Below are 18,069 nucleotides of genomic sequence, written 5' to 3' on the forward strand. Positions count from 1 at the left end.
CGGCAGCACCTGAATTGCTGACACGATCCTTTGTGCTCATCGTTAGAGCCTGGAGCTTGCTATCCGGGGTACTTTCTTGCGCTTGACAGTTCCCGCCCCAAAAGAGAAGCCCGCCGCCTCGGGTGAGACGACGGGCTCTGAAGTGAATTGCACCGAGATAAGCCTATCCTGCGATACGCCTAAATGTGTGGTGGCCAACCGTCGGAGAGACGCTTTTTGCGGTGTCAACCCACGTCAGGACCACCATCGACATCCCGACTGAGAACACACGAATCAAAAGTGCCAGACCAGAGGTTATAGCGAACAATAATGTAAATATTGGCGAAGCAGCCATCACTGCCTTCATGTGCAGTCCTATCAGCCGACGAGCATCTTCTCTCGCAAAAAATCGGCGATCTTCCTCAGTCATATCTTTTCGTACGCGATCGGTTAACACGACGAACGGGAAGACGACCGCAGCAATAAGCATAAACCGCCAATCGAAGACGTCATCGACCAAGGAGCTGACGAAAACTTTCTGATCCTCAGCCACTGTAGGATCGGCAAGAACACTGCGTACCAAGTCCGCAAACTCGTCCCGAGTACGTTGCGTTAGCTTAAGAATTATGGCGCTAACAACCGGATAGCAAAATACAGCCACTATGGTGACAATCGCGATTGTAGACATCAAACGGCATCCCTTCTCCGCTTTCCCGCGCCTACAATATTCGGATTCCTCGTTTTGCTCACTGGAATCCGGCGCAGCGGTGTACCCTTCAAACGCTCATTATAGCGCAACTTTTCAGCGCGATATGTGACATCGTAGCAAATATAGTAAATGCCAAAATACAAAATAATTCCCAACACCGTCAAATCACGGTGTTCGACTAGAAATTTCGTTAGCTCGTCGGCGAAACCGAACAGCCAAGAGAGAACCTGGACCGAGCCAGCCGCGGCCACAAATTGAAGTCCGGCTTTCATAAGGAAAGTGCGCAAAGGAAAGATTCGCCCATCTGAAACGGGAAATCTATAGATATTGTAAGTGCAATTGCCAACTGGTCGAAATTTTATATTTGACAACAATTTGATTATTGCGGCAGTCGCCGACAAGCAAACATGGCTCACGATTTCGGTCGCCGGCTCACCACATCAGTGCGGCTGTTGCGCAATCTTCTCTATCCACTCCCTCGATGCTCGGGCCCCCTTCGCCCGGCGAGCATCAACCAGCAGATCGAGCGCGTAGGCCTCGGCCTCTTCTGGCGTCAGCGTGATCTCGAAATAGACGCTCGGTCCTTCTGTTTGGATTCGGGTGCATACGGTTTCTGGATCACGCGGCTGCCATACCCGCGGCAGCATGAGGCAACGGTTCATCTACGCCTCTTGGTCTCGTATCTATGGATGTTCCAGCGGATGAGCAGGAACAGCAGCCAGTTCACGCGTAGAGCTCTTCAAGCTCCAGCATCGAGATAAACTTGTCCGACTCGACGCGGCCACCACGCAGCCGGAGCTCGTGAATGCCGTAGGTGTAGCCGGTGGTGGCGCCGTCCGTGTATTTCGGCGTGTAGCCGTACGGCATGGCGCTGCCGAGATTGGTGATCGTGATCGAGTTGTTGATGCCGATCTTCGGCACCGTGACGTGGTTGTTGCGGTGGGTGTGTCCGAATACGATGGAATGCGTGGCTTGGTTGCCGATCGTGTTTTCTGGGTAGCGACCGCCGATAGGCTTACCCATGATCGAGTGAGGGACATGGGTGAAGCCGACGCCCTCAAGGAACAGCCAATGCCGATATGGCGTCGTGCGCCATCGGTAGCGCGCGAAGAACTGTTCCAGCTGCAGCGTGAGCGTCCCGGCAAGGTTCGGCGCCAACTCCTCGAGCCGCCAGACACGGAACTCGTGGTTGCCGAGGATCTCGTCATGGGGGATTTCGCCAGCAGCAACCTCGGAATGGTAGATGTCGAAGGCTTCCTCGCCGGCTCCGATATCGTCTTGGAAGGATGGGCGCTCTAGCTGGCCGGCAGAGCCGGGAGCGCTGTGGAACTCGCAACTCCCGATGTCGAAACAGTCGCCGATTTGAACCACGTTGTCTGGCCGCTTTGCCGCAACGTGGCGGCCGATCCAGCGCATGTGCTCGAAATCCATGCCCGGCTTGATATGCAGGTCGCCAATGGCGATCACCTTGCGGGCCGGGATGTCTTTGACGACGTTCGGATTGAAGGCCCTGACGCGGGCACGCGCCTTGAAGGTGTCCGGCTCGACGTCAGGGGTGTACGCCTCCTGATTGGTCTTCCTGTCGGCTTCCACGATCATCTGGATCCGCCGCCTGGCTGTCATCCGGTTCATGCCGGCAGCTTTCGCCAGACCGTTGTAATTCACGGACTGGTCGAGGCGGGTGAACTCTGGGAGAAGCTGGCGGATTCGGAGGAGATCGTCGGGGTCGGTCTTGGTCACACCGTCGGGGTTGGCCATCTGCCCGCCCTCCTACTGTAGCCGCGCGTTTTGCTGCGCCTTCAGCGTGGCAATATCCTCGCGGATCGTCGTCAGCGTGTTGAGGATCTGCTGCTGCACCTGCGCATCGCGATCGGCGCCCTTCTCGACCACGGAAATCCGCATCTCGTGGTTTTCGATCGTGATGACGAGGCGGCTGTAGGCAACGAAGACCGAGCCGACCAAGGCAAGGATGGTCAGGACATGGCCGAGGTTGATGGTGGGATCGAACTTCATGATCCTCTGCCCTCCCGGCCGTGTCTGGCGCATTCGCTGGCCGACCAGACGCCGGCACCGCAGAGACCCGCCGCCGTCTCGTCGATCTTGAGTTGGTCGGCCGGCGTCGCGCCCTTGGCGCCGATCAGCGATGTCCCCACGACCTTGCGCAGGCCGTCAGCGGTCACAGGAACCGGTTGCGAAGTCGAACAGGCCACTAGCATCATTGCAGCGACGCAGATCACCGCGCCATTTCTCAGCCGCATTACCCGCATTGGTGTTCTCCAAGTTGATTTTCTGGATGAACTTGACCTGCTCGATCGAGCGGCCAGTGCGATAGGCTTGCCAATGGGTGAAGGTCAGGAGGAGGACGGCCGCGACCGCAGCGCCAGCGATGATGTAGCCTTTCATGCCGACACGTCCCCCTCATGGGTCTGACGGCTCTTCCACCAGCCCCAGATGCCATAGAGGGTTAGGCCGACGCCGATGAGGCTGGCACCTGTCAGCATGGCGTTGGCGGCCGTCTTGGCGATCTCTGCGTCAAGGCCGAGCAGATGGCCTGCGGCCTCGGTGACCTGATCACGAACTGCAATGGCCGCGATGACAAGACCGCCGCCCTTGGTGGCGCTACGCACCTCCTGCACATCTTGGGCGGGGATGGAGCCTACGGCCTCGCTGGGTGCCGCCTTGAACTGCGCCAGCGCGCGCATGGTCTCGGGACCGGCCACACCGTCGATCGTCAGGCCGCGCGCCTTCTGGAAGGCCATCACCGCCTTCTTGGTGGTCGGGCCATAATCGCCGTCGACCTTCACCGGATAACCGGCGCGGACCAGGAGGCCCTGCAGTTCGCGCACCTTGGCGCCCTGCGAGCCCATGCGCAGCATGCCGGAGGCGACCGAGGCAGGAGCCTTTCCAGTCTTGCTCGCATAGGCCTTGGCCATCCGCAGGTGGTAGCCGTCCTTGATGCCGGCCGGGCCGTTGTAGCCGCGGGTGAAGGCGGAAAAGTCCTTGCGCTGCAATTCGTCGACCAGCCCGAAGGCTTCGATGTAGCGCACCATGATCTCGACCTGCCCGGCGACGCTCTCGCGCGCCTTGGCGACAAGCGCGTCGACCGAGGCGAACCGCAGCTTCTGCCAGTGGGCGCCCATGACCTGGCCGACGCCGTAGCTGGCGCTCTCGTAGGCTGCTTGTCGGTTGATGCGCGAGGCGTCGACCAGCATCTGCCAGCGCTTGACCTGCGAGGCCGGATTCTTGATCGCCCCGGCGCGCGGGCTGGCCAGTCCCTTTCTGCGTGCCTCGTCGCGTTCGTCGCCGGTCAGGCGCTGGTCGAAATAGTGCCCCTCCCAGCGGATCAGCGGTTCCTTGCGGCCCTTGATCAGTTCGAAGGTCCGCCCGTCGCTCTCGATCTCGATCACGGCGAACAGAATGGCATCCTCGACATTGAGGCGCGTGGCATGGGCCCGCACCGCGTTCACGGTCTGCTGGTCGAACATGGCATGTCCTTGCGGTGATTGAAGGTTGTGTGGGGCGGAATAGATTCAGGCGAAGGAGGTTCAATGAACCCGAAGCCAGACCCCGAACGCGACGATGGCTACCGCCGCTGGCCCTACTGGATCATGCTAGGAATCGTGGCGGTCTTCATCGTCTGGGCACTGCTATCCATGGGTGGGGACCGCATGTCGGCTGTCACGAAGTCAGGTGACGTCCCGCAAAGAGTGGAATGACGCCACCGTGGCGCGTGATCGTTACCGGTTAAGGTTACGTTGGGGCTGGTGCGGCGCAGCGTTGTTGGAGCTGGTATAAGTCCCTAATCCCCGACCACCGTCGGGTCAGGCCCGGCCCTCGCAGACCCACAAGCCACACTTCTGCAGGAGGCCGGGCCAACTTGCTTTTGCGGTGAGCCCGAACCCAGCAACTGACAATGCGTGTTCTTACGCGTGAATCGGCGCTACTACTGGCGCATGAACACTCGCCACATTCTGCTGCTGGTTTGCATCGCCTTGATCGCTCTACTCGCGATCTACCTCATTGCACCGGTCGGCATGCCGTAGCTGAATGCCACGGAATCGACTGTGACCGCTGTGAGGCGTGATTGTTGCTGTTAATTCTGTGAAAGAGTCCGTCTGCTGCGATCTTGCCGCTGCTATGAATGTCGAGCCTCGATTCACCCAATCGGGGCAGGCCCGGCTTTTCGCAGGCCCCCCACACCCCCTAGCCTTGCAGGAGGTCGGGCCACCTTGCTGATTATGATCGGTTTTGCCGATGAGGGGATGAGACCCGGAACCGGTCTGCAGCTGACGGGCAAGCGACTGGCTCCGAGTCTCATGCTGCTTCGGGGGGCAGCGATTAATAGTTGCCGAAAGATGCCGAGCGGCACAACGCGATCGTAGGATAAGCCAGCACGTCCATTTGTGTTAGGCGAAGGCAACCACTTTCCGGTTTCCGCAAGTGTTAGACGACTTCCAGCCCTATTTGCGCGGCGTTGACGCCGGCTGCGGTCCAAGCGGCCGAGGTGCTCGGGTCCGTCATGAAAGCCTGCTGGATGTTGCGGTAGGCGGTGCCGCCGATCTCCACCGTGTCGCCGTTTGCGGTCGAGGTAGAGCGCTTGGCCTTGGCACGGACGTTGATTGTGCCGCCACCTTCGGCTCGCACGTGGCTATTCACGACCACCGCCGTGATCGTCGTCGGCGTCGTTGCAAGGTCGGCGAAGTTGTACAGGTCTATGGTGCCGGACGTACCGGTATAGACATAGGACGTATCCCCATCCGCCGCGGTCTCGGCCACCGCCTGCCAGTTTGTTGCCGCGCCGAAGCGCTGCATAGCTGCACTATCGCCAGCTGCGTTCGGGCGCAGCGTGTCAATCTGGCGAACGCCAATTGGCGATGTAGTCGGGCCGGAGCCGGCGACGTTGTCCCAGGTAAACGTGTCGTCCACTATGATAGCCGCGCCGATGGAGCGATAGCTGATCCGCGCCGTGCCGTTGTTTGAGGTATTTGGCCCGCCAACAACACCGGTGAGCACCTGTGTGCCATCAACCCAGACGGAATAGGATCCAAGCGTAATGGCATTGGACTTTGACAACGAAACCTCGATGTGATGCCAGGAGTTGTCGCAGATATTTGCGGTCGAAACGCTGCCTATGACGGTCGCGGATGTCGCTAGGCCAAGCGTCCCATCGGACCCGACCGCTAGCCCGCCGGTGAGGGTGCCTACATCATCGGTGAACAGCATGAAAGCCTGTGCGCTGGATGGCGCGCTGGAGATCTTCACCCAAAACATGTGATAGGTGACGGTCGTGGCATTCGAGGATGTCCGATAGGACTTGGTGATCAAATTACCAGCCGCGCCGGTGTTCTTGATACACCCGCCGCCGTTGACGCCCTCGCTGCCGTTCCATGTCCAGCCTGTGCCGATAGTCCAGCCCTTGTTGGCGAGGTCGGCCGTTGCCGCGCAGCTGTCGAATCCGTCCGCAAATCTGTACATTAGGTAACGCTCCTTATGATCTCGACATAGGTCTGGGTCTTGCGAACAACGCCCGGATATTTCGCCACGACTTCCGCATAGGTCTGGGTGTTGCGGAGCCTGCCGGGCTGCTTGGCGATGATTTCGGCATAGCTTTGAGTGTTGCGAACTCGGCCCGGCTGCTTGGCGATGATTTCGGCATAGGTCTGGGTGTTCACTGCGGCATTCGCCGAGACCGGGAAGCCCAGATCCTCGAACCGGTTGATGGTGATCGCGAAGACGCCCTTGTCCGAATTGGTGAAATAGCCGCCGGGGCCGAACTGCAGAGCCGACACGGGATCGGCGAGCGGGACCGGCACGGCGGCGGTGTATTCCACGCCCCATGTCACCCCATCCGCCGAAGATGACAGCGCGTAGGTCTTGCCGTTGGAGGAAATCGCCAGCTTCAACCAGTTCGGCCCGTCCTTGGCGCCGTGAGCGGCTAGGCCGTCATTGGTGGCGGTGAACTGGTTTGCCTTGCGGAAATCGCCGTAGATCTTCGACCGCAGCATCTTGGCCGGATTGGCACCGTCGCCGCGCAAGCCCACCATGTGGAAGTTGTTGCCGGACTTGAAGGCGAAGCCGATCGCCGCCTCTCGGCCCTGCTTGTTCATGCCAGACCAGTCGGCCTGGTACTTCATGATGTAGACAGAGCCTGGCTTGGGAATGTCCCAATCGCGCAGGAAGGTGGCCGAGCCGCCGTTCTTGCCGGTGATCTTCAGGCCGTCTTGCGTGACCTGCTGGACCGGGGGGCTTTCATAACCACCGCTGTCGGTCTCCGGGTCCGTTGGGTTTGGCACGATGATCTCGCCACCGTCGCCGCCGATTCCGGGGTCTACTGGTGGTGGTGTATCGACCGCCTGAATGGTCAGCGCGAAATCCTGCTGACAGGACGTGCCCCAGGCATCTGTCACCTTGAGCCGGAAAGGATAGCTACCACTAGCCGAGAAAGCCAAGGCAAGGTGCAACTCCTTGCCGTTCTTGATGGTCAACTTTCCGCCGGGATCAGAGACAATGGCAAAGCTCGCCGCCGGGTCCTTGCCGCCGATCATGAACATGGTGGCGATCAGGCCGAGCGCCGCATCCTGTCGCGCTGTGTCAGTGGAGAGCGCGATTCCCGAGAGCGCTGGAACAACGGCATCCGTCGGCTCTGATATCGCCGTGGCCTGCCCGCCTGCCGAGATGGCAGTGACGGCCACGCGCATCCCGAAGCCTTGTTCGGCCTCTGTCGGCTGATAGGTCGCGGCATTCGCGCCATCGATCTCGACGCCATCGCGGCGCCACTGAAAGGCAAAGCTGTCGATGCTGGAGCCCTTGCCGTCCCATTGGCCTGTATTGGCCGCCAGCTTCTTGCCAACGTAAGGCGTGCCTGCGATCTGCGGCGAAGCCAGGTTTTCGGGCGGATTCTTTCGACCTCCGCCGCGAGCGCAGCCGAGCCCTAATGTCAGACCGAGCATGATTATCCTACAGCGTTCAGGAGGATGGATTGGGCGGAGTGCCGGCGGCCGGCGGCCTTGTCAGGCCGAGACCGAGGCCGAGGGAGAGCCCGCGCATCACGCTGCCGCCACGGCCACTTTTTCGCCGGCCGAGACATTGAACTGATAGGGCATGCCGGCGGCCAGTTTGCGCGCGGCCCGCGTGCCGTCTGGCAGGGCCGAGACCGTCGGCGTGGCGCCGATCGCCACCCAACAGTCGACATCGGCCAGGAGCTCGACGATCTCCTCCGGCGCCTTCGCCGAAAGGGTGCCGTTGCCGGGCATGGTGACGGTTTCAGTCCTGACGCTCGCACCGCGCGCCACAGGGGCAACGTAATGGCGGGAGGCATCAATGCACGAATAGGTGATGACCAGCGTGGCCATGGGCTACTCCTGTTGCGATGTGAATGGGGTCAGGCAGTGAGGGCTGGGAGGCCGGCAGGTGCGACTGCCGGATAGAGCGTGATCGAGTGAACCCAGGCATCATCCAAGATGCTGGTGTCGTCGCCATCGTGGAAAAGCGTAATCGTGTTGACGGGCGACAAAGGCGCGTAGTCGACGGTCATGGTCTCGGCGACACTGCCATCGCTCGAGACGGCATATTCGAAATCTCCATCAGCCCGACGGGCGAAGGTGAACGCGATCTTGTGTAGGCCTGCCGTGGTCAGCGAACCGGCGCCAGCGCTGAGCTCGATGTCTTCTTGATCCTGAACATAGGCGGCACCGCCGAAAATAGTGCCGGAGACCCATTCCGTCGCAGCATTCGCGCCAGCGGCATCCATGAGATGGATGAACGAGCCATATGGGTCGTCCTGGAACTGGATCTCGAAGACCACCGTGCAACCCGCCGCGAGGCCCGCTGCAATGTCATCGAACAGCGGGCCAATTGCGTTCGGCCGGTTGGGGCTGGTGTTGTCGACATACATGCCCATCGACGGGTCAATGGACACAGGGAGGAACGCGCCGCCCAAGATCGTGTCGACCGTCCTGCTCTGCCCGCCGGCGAAGTAATTCCCGCCGATGAAATTGAGATGGGCGACTGCCCCTTCCGGTATCCAGCCCGGATCGCCGCCGCCCAAGCCGTTCATCATCTGCGCGGAAAGAGCCGGGATCATTCTTCCGGCTCCGGGGCAAGCCAGCCGGTGACTTCCCATTCGTTAGTCGCCACCTTCTTCAAACTCACGGTGGCGCCCTGTTGTGCCGTCTGGTGCAGGAAGCCGCGAACTGGATGGATGAGCACGCCCGCTGCGCCAATGAAGCTCACCGGCCCGTCGGCGACCTGCCGGAAAGAGATTTCGGTGTCGACCGTAAAGGCAACGCTGGCATTCGTCGGAACGGTGACGACACAGCCGCCGGCATTGGTGCAGCGCTTGTAGCAGTTGCTGTCGGTCAGCACCGGAGCAAATGTCGCCGCGGCCACCAGCCCCACGACGCTCGGCCGGAAGTTGGCCTGGGGCAAGGTGAAGGGTCCGAACTGACGCCCATCCTCCAGAAATATCTTCATTTGAGTGCCAGAGACATCGATATTGGAGATGTTCACCGGCGCAGGGATGTCAGCAAGGAGTTCGGCGACCCGCTGGGTCAGGCCCCAGAAATTCGCGTCGACCTCGCCCGGGGTCAGGTTGCTTCCCTTGCCGAGCCCCCAAGGCCCGTCAGTGCGGTAGACTTCAGTCATGAATCACCTTCAGGCGGTTCGTATTGGAACAGCAGCCACATTTCGAAGCTATCGCCGCCACCAGGTCCTTCGATAAGGGTATTTCCCACACCGATGCCCGGGAAATTGTGTCGGGCAGCAGCACCGACGAAATTAAATGTCCGCCCACTCAGCACGGCTGTCGTCGGCGTTATCACTTGGCGCTCGGCAATGAGCGCACCGCTGAGATAGCCATCGATCGACGGCGCCCCAGCAAGGAACGAGATGCCGCCATCGCGCGGCAGCGGCATGATCGCCTCGCCAGTCGGATTGCGCCACCGAAAGGTATCGACGGTTGGATCATATGGCGGCCAATACCAATGCACCTGGAGGGTTTCCAGATTGATGTCGCCGTAGTCAGGAAGTCCGTTCACCTCGATATCGAAGAGTATCGGCTTCCAGCCGCGCCCTTCATAATAGAGGTGAGTGTCCCAGAAAGTGATGCGATGCGGGCCAGCGGCAGGCGCTGGCGGCGGCGGATAGGACGGCCCCCAATATGACGGCGCAAACCCGCCGGGTTCTGGGGTAGTCGCATTTACCGGCCTGACCCGCAACGCCACCGCCAGATGCGTCGGAGATGGGTCATCCTTGCGCCAATGCACCTCGACGATACGCCGGAACGGGCCGAGATTGACCGGCTGGGAAGCAGAGCCGTAGCCGGTCATCGAGGATAGCTGATGTTCAACCGGATGTAGTCTCCGGTGTCGCGCTGGCGGAACATGACCGACGTATCCCGTTCATTCATGACGTACTGTTCGGGATCATCTGGATTCTCGACGCGCACCACTTCTACGGTGCGCGACACGAAGTCGTAGTCCCTGATGATAGCATCCGCAGGTGGGTCTTCCGGCTTCTCGTCGCTTGATGTCTGGGCGACAATGCTCACCGTCTTAGGCGCCTCGGCATCCAGTTGCCCCGGCTTGCCGAAGCGGAAATCGGCCTCCAGATCCTCGACGACCGGGGGGCGCTTGGCCGCCAGCCGCTTCAGCACATCTTCCGGTAGGCCGGTGCGATTGATCTTCTCGATCGGCGTGCTGGTCAGTGCGGACTGACCGCCGAAGGACATGGACGGATATTTGGGCCTCGTGGACGTGTAGCTGCTGCCACCGCCCGAACTGATGCCGAGGTTCGATGCAAACTCACCCATCAGACCGCACCCGCCTCGAGATCGATTGTCTTCGGCGCCATTAGGTCGCTAACCGTGATCGGATATTCGGTCTCGAACGGCCCGCCCTTGAGCGGTTTCAGCGAGCAATAGACTTCGGTATAGACCTCGTTGAGCGCTTCCTTGGCCCCTTCCAGGTCTCCCGGGAACTCGGCAATCACGTCACGCTGGATCGACTCGCCGTTGTAAACCGCGATGTCTAGGATCACGTCGTCGGCGCGAAGGTTGAAGAAATCCACGCCATCGTCATTCGGCGCGATGTTGCCGAACTCAGCATAGGTCACCTCGCCGGCAATCGGCATTACCGTGGCATCCGCCCGAACCTGCCAGCCATCCTCAACATAGCCCTCTTCGACGTAGCTCGGCGTGCCGGGAACGGTGGTGACCGTGTTGCCGCGGCCGATGGTGCAACCCATGGTGACCGAGGCCGAAAACTCACCACTGTCGCCGTCACCGGACAGTGAATAGGCGATGATCTTGCCGCTGGCCCGACCGCCGGGAAGACGATCGTCGATGATGCTGGCATTCTTCCGGCAGGACAGATCAAGCCCATCCTCGAACGGCATGGCGAAGCTGATCTCGACGGCCCGCGACCGAACCAGAAGCTGGGCGCGCGCCAGGCAGATCAGATATTCCAGGCTGCGCCGGCCGCGCTCGGTCGGCAGATAGGCCCGCCGCCGCAGGTCGCCGATCGGGATCACGCCGTCGGGATGATCGGTGTCGGCGGGATCGACAGGATTGCCAACATCATCGCTGGCAACTGCGATTTTCAGGATCTCCTCGTCACCCGGCTCGGTCAGCAACGCTTGGCAGTCGGCATGCAGCGTAAACTTCACCCGCTCCACCCGCTTGCGCGTCACGTCATACCGGGCAGTGAGTACAGGCTTCAGGGTCCAGAGCGGGAACTTCGCCACGCCATTGAACCACTCGAAACTCTGGAACGACAGAGGCGAAACAGTCCCGTCCAACCGCTCGACGCTGCAGGGGCCAAACTCCCAGCCGCCGCCGATGCGCCGGCCTTCCTGCGGCCAGTCGCGCATGAGCCCTTCGCCGGTAAGCGTGGTGATCGAATAGCCGTTGCCGGCACCCGCTGCCCGCGCTGCTCTCGCCAACCGTGCGGTCAGATCAATGTTGCCGGCCGCGATCTGGTCCCAGCTTAGTTCGGCCTCGACCTCAACCTGCCGGGCTGGCGGCGAGGAAAGGCGCACATCGAGGCTGTCGCGGAAGAAGTTGCCGCCGACCTCGATCGTACCGTCTTCCCCGGCAAGGATGTCGGACACGGTCAGGTCGTGGGTGATGCGGTCGATATGCCAAAGCTGGGTGCGCGACTCCAGAACGCTGTCTGGATCGTCGCGGCGATCCTCGCGCACGAAGATCGGATCCCAATAGGGCCGCACCTTCAGCGTTTCGGCCAGCGCCTCCTTGGTGGCGTCGAAACCTTGCGGCCTAGCGGTAAAGGTCAGCCGGACCGCGTCTTCGTGAATGGCCTCCGGCACGCCTACAAGACGGCCAAGAAACAGCTCTCGCGCCCCACCGGCCGGGTTTGCATCATCGGTCCAGGAAAACCACAGCCACACCTCTCGACCAGACGCGAGAAGACCAATCCGCGGGTTGCGAATGTCAAGCGCCAAGCTGGCGAAGTCACCCTCGGCGTGGGTGATTTCGAACGCAAGGACGTCCTCATCCTCGCGCACATGTTCGGGTCCGAAGGTGGTTTCGGACGGATCAACCCAAGCGACATGAAACACGGGCTAGACCTCTGCAAGATCGAGGGACCAGCCGACCTCGGCGCCCCATTCGTCCGTGCTGATGCTGTAGTCGGCCACCAGCATGACCAGGCGCGGGCGGTAGAAGGTGAATGCGCCTTCCACACGGATGGCCTCGTCGTCCGTTGTTGACGCCAGAGGGCGCGCTGGGGCGCCGCCGGCCGTGAGGTAGGACAGTTCCGCCACACAGTCGACGACGAGCTCCATGCCCGGCCAGACGCCACTGAGCGCGGGGTGCTGCTGATCGGTGCAGGTGATGGATGACCGGAACTTGCGAAAGCCGGCAAACGACAGGTCGATCAACTTGCCGTTGACGGTGCGGCGCATTGCCGAAGCGCTGTCGATCGGCCCGAGCGTCTGCGATATGCCCCGAGCCGAATATGGCGGCACGCTGATGGGTGACAGCCGGAGAAGCGTCGATTCGAACATTACTTGTACCACCCCGGCTTGCGTCCTGCGGACGTCACCGCCTTACCGGCAGCATGGCGCTGCAGTTGCGAGATCGCATCTTCCGTTCCGGTAAATCCGGCGATCATCTGTCCGCCGGGCAATTGCAGCACAACAGGACGGCCCGAGGCGGCAGCGACAGGTGCAAGCGCGGCGTTGACGAGCCCACCATTGGCAAACTGCGGAATGTTGAAGCTCGACAGGCGCGACCTGATGCCATTGACCAGCCCGCCGAGGTTGAAGCCCTTAATCTTGTCGAGAAAGTCCCTCGGGAGCTGCAGGTTATTCAGGGCATGGAATAGGCCGGGACCATAGAAGGACACCGCCCTTTCCCGCGCCACGAACTCGCCGTTCGATAGCCAGGCAGGAATGCTGTCGCTTGTCGACGTGCCAGCCCCCCACACCCGGCCACCGAGGGAAAAGCCCTTGCCACCGGAGCGCGATGACGAGGAAGACGACGACGCGGCGGATGAGCGGAGCTTCGCGGCCTGTGCGGCTGCCTGGCGAAGCGCGGCGATGATGCTATTGATCATCGTCGTGATCTCGCTGCCGATCTGCCGAACGTTGCTGGAGATGGCCGAGAAGCCGCCTTCCACCGCCGCCTTGATCGCCGCCATGATTGCATCGATCTGGCCAGGAAGCTGCCGAAACGGCTCCATGATGGCATCAGAAAGACCCGACGATCCCTGAACATCCGCGAAGATGGTCGGGATGCGGGCAACCTCAGTCGCCAGCCCATCCACCGCAGCACGGGCACCGTCCGGCAGGGCCGAGATGGTATCCGCCGCCTGCTTGTTCGTGTCCGCCCAACTTTGGCCGAGGGCATCTACCCCCTGTTTAGCCGAACCGGCGACGATGGTGATCTCGGTCGCGACCTGCTGGATATCGGCGCCGGCCTTGTCGAGACCTTCGGTCAAAGCCTCCGCTGGCGTCGTCTGGCCGCGCAGTTCTTCCGGCAATGACCGGATCGCTGATGCGACGCCATCTGTGACCGACTTGATCTTCTGGCCCGTTGCATCACTGCTGGTGTTTAGGTCATCCAACGCCACCTTTGACTGATCGACTGCACGAGCAACGCCGTTGGCGAGTTCGAAGACCTGCTTGACCGGCCCGTTGGCGCCGTACTTGGTGACGGTGATGGTATTGCCGAGATCCTCGACCTTGGCCGAGGTCTGCGCGACCGCTTCGCCGGCCCCCTTAATTTCGTCAGCACTCTGCTTGATCACGCCAGCATAGCCGGCAATTCCAAGAGCAGCTTGACGCTGGGCAAACTGGGAGTCAGTGATCGCGCCGGTCGTTACGTTGATCCAGTTGACGCTTTCGGCTGCATCCTTAACGAACTTGTGAGGTGCCTCCGTCAGATCAAGAAACTGCTGCGCCAGTTTGCCAAGCTCCGGGCTGGCCGCGCCGAGTTTCGAAATCTCCTCGCGAAACGCCTCCACATCCCGTGTATTCTTGAACTGCTTGAACACTTCAAAAAGCTTATCGGCTGCATGAGGCAGGAGGCCATCGAACTGTTCGATCGCATTGATCGCGTCGTTGATCGATGCATCGAGGCCCTTGTTGGCAGCTTCCAAAGATAGACGCGCCTGGATCAGAGCCTGATCCTTCATCTGCTGCGTCATGTCAGCGACCTTGCGGCCGGCTTGGTCGTAAGCGTCCCTGACCTTGCCGACCAAATCCTCGTGGACCTGCAAAGCTCGCGTCGCTTCACCTGTCTGCGTCGCCCAGCCCGCAATCAAGGTGCCGATGCCGACGATGACGGACGCCCATGGATTGGCCCAGAAAACTCGCGCCAGCAGAGCGATAGCTTCGACCGCCAGCATGATACCGGAACGGAGTAGTTTGAACCCACCAATCAGGTTGAGCAGGGAGGCTCCGATAAGCAACTGCCCGCCCGTCAGATTGGTGCCGAACAGCTTGTTAATCGCCTCAGTGACGCCAGTGGCCGCCCCGTGAATCGCCTTGAATGCGGGCAAAACAACGCTGTTGGCAACGTTGTAGGCATCCTTGCCGAACTGGATAATCCCGTCCCGCCAGTCGATTATCCATTTGTTTTGAACGTCGGCATCCCGGCCGGTGAGGGCCGACACGAAATCCTTTATCAGGATGGTTGCAGGTTCGACGGCGCGGCTGACGAAATCCAGCATCGCCTGCCGGTTCTTCACGATCATGTCGCGTAGCGAATTGGCAGCGCGCGTTACTCCTGGTGCGAACAACAGTCCGAGCTGCACGCGAGCGGCCTTGACGGCGGTGCCCATATCATCGAGCGCGGTGCGCAGCGCATCGCCGATCTTCAGCTGGTCGGGGGAGAAGACGATGCCGAGCCTTTCGGCCTTGTCGGCGAGTTCCTTTAACCCATCCGCGCCCTGGTTCAGGAACGGGATCAAGCTGGCGCCCGACTTCCCGAAGAATTCCATCGCCAAGGCGCTCTTCCTGGCGCTGTCCGGCATCCGCGCGAAGGCCCTCGCGAGATCCCGCACAATCGCCTCTGTCGGGCGGATCTTCCCATTGGCGTCGCGAATGGCGATACCGAGCATCTTGAACTTGTCGGCGGATGCTTTGTTGCCGGCTAATGCCGCCCCTAACTCCTTGTTGAGGCGGTTCATGCCTGCCTGAAAATCGCTCTGGCTGACATAGGCGGCCTCGGCGGCGAACGCCAAGCGGCCATATGCGTCTATCTGGAGGCCAGCAGACGCCGCTGCCTTTCCAGCCTCCGTGACCGTAAGCGCACTGTTCCTCGCGAGCGCGACCATCGCCACACCAGCAGCACCGGCCGACGTCGTGATTGCCCCGAAGGCGAGTGTCAGACGACGGCCAACGGTGGCGAGATCAGACCCGACGCGGCTGAGAGAAGCGCTTAGCTTGGCGAAATCAGCCTGCTTTGTGGCCGCGCCAATCTTCTTGAACGCCTTTTCACCGACGTCGCCCAGCGCCTGCAGCTGCGCCTTCATCGCCTCGCCGCCTTCAAAGGCGATGCGCTGCTTAATGGTCTGTCGTCCCGACATCGCGTCAGTCCTTTATGAGCAGGTGTTTGGCGTAGAGCTCGGCCAGGCGTCCGGCCGCCCTGCCGGTGATCTGGCGAATGGAGAAGCGCTTCTTGATGCTCACGCTGTCGACACCGATGAACAGCGGCACGGTGCGCGTCGGAGTCGCTCCGGAATTGCTTTTCTGTCCGCCCTTCCGGAGCCGTGCTGTCGTGACCTTGCCGACCTGACCACTCTTCGCCTGGGCCTTGGAAAGCGATACCTTCCCGCCGAGGAATGTCTTTCCTCGGATGTTCATGGTCACCAGCGGGCCGAACGCCTGCGTGTAGAGCTTAGGCGTCATGCGCTTGGAGCCGACTTTCTTCGGGGTCGAAGAGAGTGGAATCCAGAGTTTCGACTTGCCGCGGATCGTCGCGCCAGCCTCGAAAACATCGGCGTACGGAATCTTGTGATAGATCAGTGCCGCAGCTTTGCTTGAAACCCGCTTGCTGCCCTGCGGATAAACATCAACGCGGAAAGCGTTTTGCCACCGCTTGCCGAAGCCGGCCCGGGCAATGTCTGCCCGAGCCTCTCGCTTCACATTGTCGGCGAACTCCAGCATCGCGCCTTTTGCGGCAACCGCGATCGGGCGATCGATCTCGATCAGAGCCGCGCGCAACTCATCCGGCGTATAGATGTATCGGACGCGCGCCATGGCCGAGCCTAGTCCTTCTCGGAGATCTTGATGATCCTTTGGACCTCGCGAGGATCGCCACGCGCGGCCAAGGCGCCGATGGATAGCTGCTCCGCATTCTCGCGGTTGCGCCGCTTGCCGGCAAACAACAGGAAGCCGGCAATCTGTTTTGGGGTGTAACCCCACACCGCAGCCGGCGGGTGGCCGGCCGCGATGAGCGTGTCTATCGCTTCTGCGATTTCGTAACCCGCGCCTTTGGCGATGCTCCGCCCTCGGCGCCCAGAACCGCCCCCAGCGCCGTCAGCTTCTCGACGAAGGGGCCCATGCCTTTTGGGAGTGTCAGCCTCAGGATCGCTGCCAGCAGATCGGCCTGCTCGTCGACGGCGATGCGATCTGCCATCGCCTCGGCCTGCTCACTTCCTGGATAGCCGCAGCCGGCGGCGATGATCGCGGAAACGGCATCGCCGCCCATTTCCATGAGCCGATCGACGTCGACCGACTTGCCCGTTATCAGCATGCGCAACTCGGGGAAGCGCGAAAGCAGCACGGCGACGCCCTTGGCGGAAACGCCATAGACTTCGACCTTCTCGCCCAGAGCGGTAACGGTCTCCGCAACCGGTGCGATATCAAGCAAACCCGCCATGGATTACTCCTCCGCATCCACGATGGTCATCCGGCCGAAGTCGGACGTGCCGTCGGTGTACTCGGTCGCCAGCAGGTCGCCGGTGATCTCGATCTGGCCCCAATCATCCCCAGAGATCGGGCTGAAGGAGCCGGTGGGGCCGAATGAGACGTTCGGGAAGTCACCATGCACCTTGTTGCCGACGTCATTGGTGCCGGTGAAGGTGAGCGCCCCTTCGATGATCGACTTCGACATGATGCGAATGACCTTGCCTTCCGTCGACTCATCGACGTCCGACATCATCATCATTCCCAGGTTCTCGGCGGTGATTTCATCGAGAACGATGCGGATGGTGACGGACTTGTCGTCGTACTGGACCTTGTCCGTCTTTTTCGAGCCATTGCGCGACGACTTGTGCTCTCTCTTCGTGCCCACCGTTGGCGTCAACTCGCACTCGACGATGTTGCCGAGGTCGCGCTTGGCGCCGCCTTTCGGCGTCCACTCAAGGAGGCCGGTGCCCTGGAAGTAGTTCAGCGTATTGGGGGAAACTGGCATTGGGATGTCTCCAATAGGAAAAGCCCGCTTGGCGGGGTTCGGGGTGAATGGTGAGGGGGATGCTTCAGAGTTTGTCGGGCCACATCCGGTAGGTGAAGCTGATGCTCACCCCCATCTCGCCCTCCATCGAGCGCCCGCGCGCGAGACCTGTGGCGCAGCCCTCGTATCGGATGCCTTCGCCGTTGAACGTCATATCTTTCAAGGACGCGTCGCTGAACACTGCACGAACGAACCGCGCCCGGATCTGGTTGATCAAGGTGCCGACGCCTTCCGGTGATCCGGACAGCAGGATGTAAATTTCCGGGCTCATGTGGATGCGGCGCGGCGCGTTCGTCGGTCGCTTGGTGGGATCGCCATCGTCTGCCTGTTCATCGGCGTCCCAAATGACGATTGCCGGCCTCTGCCTCTCCGGCACGTCGGACTTGTTGCGGTACGCCTTGATCACACCTTCGACGCCGGCCGCGATTTCCACGAGCCGGGCAAGGATCGCCTCGCGATGATCCAT

Annotated in this window: 23 protein-coding genes; 1 reads left to right on the forward strand and 22 read right to left on the reverse strand. The window is 61.2% G+C overall.

The window, feature by feature from the left end; genetic code table 11:
- Positions 1 to 163: 163 nt before the first annotated feature.
- The 8 genes from C7I85_RS25975 to C7I85_RS26005 all read right to left on the reverse strand — a co-directional run bounded on the left by C7I85_RS25975 (position 164) and on the right by C7I85_RS26005 (position 4,173).
- A complete protein-coding gene (locus tag C7I85_RS25975; RefSeq protein ID WP_106726908.1) occupies positions 164 to 667 on the reverse strand; it encodes a hypothetical protein in 504 nt (167 codons plus the stop codon).
- Positions 667 to 960 carry a hypothetical protein gene (locus tag C7I85_RS25980; RefSeq protein ID WP_106726909.1) on the reverse strand — a complete coding sequence of 98 codons (294 nt, stop codon included), beginning with the start codon at positions 958 to 960 and terminating at the stop codon, positions 667 to 669. Before C7I85_RS25980 ends, C7I85_RS25975 begins: the two co-directional genes overlap by 1 nt.
- 168 nt (positions 961 to 1,128) lie before the next feature.
- Positions 1,129 to 1,350: a hypothetical protein gene (locus C7I85_RS25985; RefSeq protein ID WP_106726910.1), complete on the reverse strand. Its 222-nt coding sequence runs from the start codon at positions 1,348 to 1,350 to the stop codon at positions 1,129 to 1,131.
- 61 nt (positions 1,351 to 1,411) lie between these two features.
- Positions 1,412 to 2,446: a hypothetical protein gene (locus C7I85_RS25990; RefSeq protein ID WP_106726911.1), complete on the reverse strand. Its 1,035-nt coding sequence runs from the start codon at positions 2,444 to 2,446 to the stop codon at positions 1,412 to 1,414.
- A gap of 12 nt (positions 2,447 to 2,458) precedes the next feature.
- The gene (locus C7I85_RS25995) at positions 2,459 to 2,701 is read right to left on the reverse strand and encodes a hypothetical protein (protein ID WP_106726912.1); all 243 of its coding nucleotides are present in this window, start codon (positions 2,699 to 2,701) and stop codon (positions 2,459 to 2,461) included.
- Positions 2,698 to 2,868, reverse strand: coding sequence for a hypothetical protein (locus tag C7I85_RS31190; RefSeq protein WP_428832904.1), 171 nt, complete (start codon positions 2,866 to 2,868; stop codon positions 2,698 to 2,700). The genes C7I85_RS25995 and C7I85_RS31190 overlap by 4 nt, the downstream gene beginning before the upstream one ends.
- Positions 2,858 to 3,091, reverse strand: coding sequence for a hypothetical protein (locus tag C7I85_RS26000; protein WP_106726913.1), 234 nt, complete (start codon positions 3,089 to 3,091; stop codon positions 2,858 to 2,860). The genes C7I85_RS31190 and C7I85_RS26000 overlap by 11 nt, the downstream gene beginning before the upstream one ends.
- Positions 3,088 to 4,173 carry an N-acetylmuramidase domain-containing protein gene (locus C7I85_RS26005; protein WP_106726914.1) on the reverse strand — a complete coding sequence of 362 codons (1,086 nt, stop codon included), beginning with the start codon at positions 4,171 to 4,173 and terminating at the stop codon, positions 3,088 to 3,090. Before C7I85_RS26005 ends, C7I85_RS26000 begins: the two co-directional genes overlap by 4 nt.
- A gap of 63 nt (positions 4,174 to 4,236) precedes the next feature.
- Here C7I85_RS26005 and C7I85_RS31195 point away from each other — a divergent pair, with 63 nt between their 5' ends.
- On the forward strand, positions 4,237 to 4,404 hold the full coding sequence (locus tag C7I85_RS31195) for a hypothetical protein (RefSeq protein WP_181257401.1): 168 nt from the start codon (positions 4,237 to 4,239) through the stop codon (positions 4,402 to 4,404).
- Positions 4,405 to 5,131: 727 nt separating this feature from the next.
- On the opposite strand, the gene C7I85_RS26010 is transcribed toward C7I85_RS31195, so the two are convergent.
- From C7I85_RS26010 to C7I85_RS26075, 14 genes are all read right to left on the reverse strand, one after another.
- Entirely contained in the window at positions 5,132 to 6,163 is a 1,032-nt protein-coding gene (locus tag C7I85_RS26010; RefSeq protein WP_106726915.1) for a hypothetical protein, read from the reverse strand.
- Complete coding sequence (locus C7I85_RS26015) at positions 6,163 to 7,638, reverse strand: hypothetical protein (RefSeq protein ID WP_106726916.1); 1,476 nt, start codon at positions 7,636 to 7,638, stop codon at positions 6,163 to 6,165. Before C7I85_RS26015 ends, C7I85_RS26010 begins: the two co-directional genes overlap by 1 nt.
- A 96-nt stretch (positions 7,639 to 7,734) precedes the next feature.
- On the reverse strand, positions 7,735 to 8,040 hold the full coding sequence (locus tag C7I85_RS26020; RefSeq protein ID WP_106726917.1) for a hypothetical protein: 306 nt from the start codon (positions 8,038 to 8,040) through the stop codon (positions 7,735 to 7,737).
- A gap of 29 nt (positions 8,041 to 8,069) precedes the next feature.
- Entirely contained in the window at positions 8,070 to 8,771 is a 702-nt protein-coding gene (locus tag C7I85_RS26025; RefSeq protein WP_106726918.1) for a hypothetical protein, read from the reverse strand.
- Positions 8,768 to 9,331 (reverse strand): hypothetical protein, encoded by a 564-nt coding sequence (locus C7I85_RS26030; RefSeq protein ID WP_106726919.1) that lies wholly within the window; start codon positions 9,329 to 9,331, stop codon positions 8,768 to 8,770. The genes C7I85_RS26025 and C7I85_RS26030 overlap by 4 nt, the downstream gene beginning before the upstream one ends.
- On the reverse strand, positions 9,328 to 10,014 hold the full coding sequence (locus C7I85_RS26035; RefSeq protein WP_106726920.1) for a hypothetical protein: 687 nt from the start codon (positions 10,012 to 10,014) through the stop codon (positions 9,328 to 9,330). Before C7I85_RS26035 ends, C7I85_RS26030 begins: the two co-directional genes overlap by 4 nt.
- On the reverse strand, positions 10,011 to 10,496 hold the full coding sequence (locus C7I85_RS26040) for a hypothetical protein (RefSeq protein ID WP_106726921.1): 486 nt from the start codon (positions 10,494 to 10,496) through the stop codon (positions 10,011 to 10,013). The genes C7I85_RS26035 and C7I85_RS26040 overlap by 4 nt, the downstream gene beginning before the upstream one ends.
- Positions 10,496 to 12,262, reverse strand: a complete 1,767-nt coding sequence (locus C7I85_RS26045; RefSeq protein ID WP_106726922.1) for a hypothetical protein — start codon at positions 12,260 to 12,262, stop codon at positions 10,496 to 10,498. The genes C7I85_RS26040 and C7I85_RS26045 overlap by 1 nt, the downstream gene beginning before the upstream one ends.
- A 3-nt stretch (positions 12,263 to 12,265) precedes the next feature.
- Entirely contained in the window at positions 12,266 to 12,709 is a 444-nt protein-coding gene (locus C7I85_RS26050; RefSeq protein ID WP_106726923.1) for a hypothetical protein, read from the reverse strand.
- The gene (locus C7I85_RS26055) at positions 12,709 to 15,735 is read right to left on the reverse strand and encodes a hypothetical protein (RefSeq protein WP_106726924.1); all 3,027 of its coding nucleotides are present in this window, start codon (positions 15,733 to 15,735) and stop codon (positions 12,709 to 12,711) included. The genes C7I85_RS26050 and C7I85_RS26055 overlap by 1 nt, the downstream gene beginning before the upstream one ends.
- A gap of 4 nt (positions 15,736 to 15,739) precedes the next feature.
- Positions 15,740 to 16,372: a DUF6441 family protein gene (locus tag C7I85_RS26060; protein WP_146148968.1), complete on the reverse strand. Its 633-nt coding sequence runs from the start codon at positions 16,370 to 16,372 to the stop codon at positions 15,740 to 15,742.
- Positions 16,373 to 16,610: 238 nt separating this feature from the next.
- Complete coding sequence (locus tag C7I85_RS26065) at positions 16,611 to 17,030, reverse strand: phage pre-tape measure protein (protein ID WP_106726926.1); 420 nt, start codon at positions 17,028 to 17,030, stop codon at positions 16,611 to 16,613.
- Positions 17,031 to 17,033: 3 nt separating this feature from the next.
- A complete protein-coding gene (locus C7I85_RS26070) occupies positions 17,034 to 17,564 on the reverse strand; it encodes a hypothetical protein (RefSeq protein ID WP_106726927.1) in 531 nt (176 codons plus the stop codon).
- 64 nt (positions 17,565 to 17,628) lie between these two features.
- Complete coding sequence (locus C7I85_RS26075) at positions 17,629 to 18,069, reverse strand: hypothetical protein (RefSeq protein ID WP_106726928.1); 441 nt, start codon at positions 18,067 to 18,069, stop codon at positions 17,629 to 17,631.

Source organism: Pseudaminobacter soli (ex Li et al. 2025) (assembly GCF_003012705.1).
In the GTDB taxonomy this organism is placed as follows: Bacteria; Pseudomonadota; Alphaproteobacteria; order Rhizobiales; family Rhizobiaceae; genus Pseudaminobacter; species Pseudaminobacter soli.

Coding starts and splice junctions, on each gene's coding strand:
- C7I85_RS25975 (WP_106726908.1), bottom strand. CDS start 667: ATGTCTACAATCGCGATTGTCACCATAGTGGCTGTATTTTGCTATCCG.
- C7I85_RS25980 (WP_106726909.1), bottom strand. CDS start 960: ATGAAAGCCGGACTTCAATTTGTGGCCGCGGCTGGCTCGGTCCAGGTT.
- C7I85_RS25985 (WP_106726910.1), bottom strand. CDS start 1,350: ATGAACCGTTGCCTCATGCTGCCGCGGGTATGGCAGCCGCGTGATCCA.
- C7I85_RS25990 (WP_106726911.1), bottom strand. CDS start 2,446: ATGGCCAACCCCGACGGTGTGACCAAGACCGACCCCGACGATCTCCTC.
- C7I85_RS25995 (WP_106726912.1), bottom strand. CDS start 2,701: ATGAAGTTCGATCCCACCATCAACCTCGGCCATGTCCTGACCATCCTT.
- C7I85_RS26000 (WP_106726913.1), bottom strand. CDS start 3,091: ATGAAAGGCTACATCATCGCTGGCGCTGCGGTCGCGGCCGTCCTCCTC.
- C7I85_RS26005 (WP_106726914.1), bottom strand. CDS start 4,173: ATGTTCGACCAGCAGACCGTGAACGCGGTGCGGGCCCATGCCACGCGC.
- C7I85_RS31195 (WP_181257401.1), top strand. CDS start 4,237: ATGAACCCGAAGCCAGACCCCGAACGCGACGATGGCTACCGCCGCTGG.
- C7I85_RS26010 (WP_106726915.1), bottom strand. CDS start 6,163: ATGTACAGATTTGCGGACGGATTCGACAGCTGCGCGGCAACGGCCGAC.
- C7I85_RS26015 (WP_106726916.1), bottom strand. CDS start 7,638: ATGCTCGGTCTGACATTAGGGCTCGGCTGCGCTCGCGGCGGAGGTCGA.
- C7I85_RS26020 (WP_106726917.1), bottom strand. CDS start 8,040: ATGGCCACGCTGGTCATCACCTATTCGTGCATTGATGCCTCCCGCCAT.
- C7I85_RS26025 (WP_106726918.1), bottom strand. CDS start 8,771: ATGATCCCGGCTCTTTCCGCGCAGATGATGAACGGCTTGGGCGGCGGC.
- C7I85_RS26030 (WP_106726919.1), bottom strand. CDS start 9,331: ATGACTGAAGTCTACCGCACTGACGGGCCTTGGGGGCTCGGCAAGGGA.
- C7I85_RS26035 (WP_106726920.1), bottom strand. CDS start 10,014: ATGACCGGCTACGGCTCTGCTTCCCAGCCGGTCAATCTCGGCCCGTTC.
- C7I85_RS26040 (WP_106726921.1), bottom strand. CDS start 10,496: ATGGGTGAGTTTGCATCGAACCTCGGCATCAGTTCGGGCGGTGGCAGC.
- C7I85_RS26050 (WP_106726923.1), bottom strand. CDS start 12,709: ATGTTCGAATCGACGCTTCTCCGGCTGTCACCCATCAGCGTGCCGCCA.
- C7I85_RS26055 (WP_106726924.1), bottom strand. CDS start 15,735: ATGTCGGGACGACAGACCATTAAGCAGCGCATCGCCTTTGAAGGCGGC.
- C7I85_RS26065 (WP_106726926.1), bottom strand. CDS start 17,030: ATGGCGGGTTTGCTTGATATCGCACCGGTTGCGGAGACCGTTACCGCT.
- C7I85_RS26070 (WP_106726927.1), bottom strand. CDS start 17,564: ATGCCAGTTTCCCCCAATACGCTGAACTACTTCCAGGGCACCGGCCTC.
- C7I85_RS26075 (WP_106726928.1), bottom strand. CDS start 18,069: ATGGATCATCGCGAGGCGATCCTTGCCCGGCTCGTGGAAATCGCGGCC.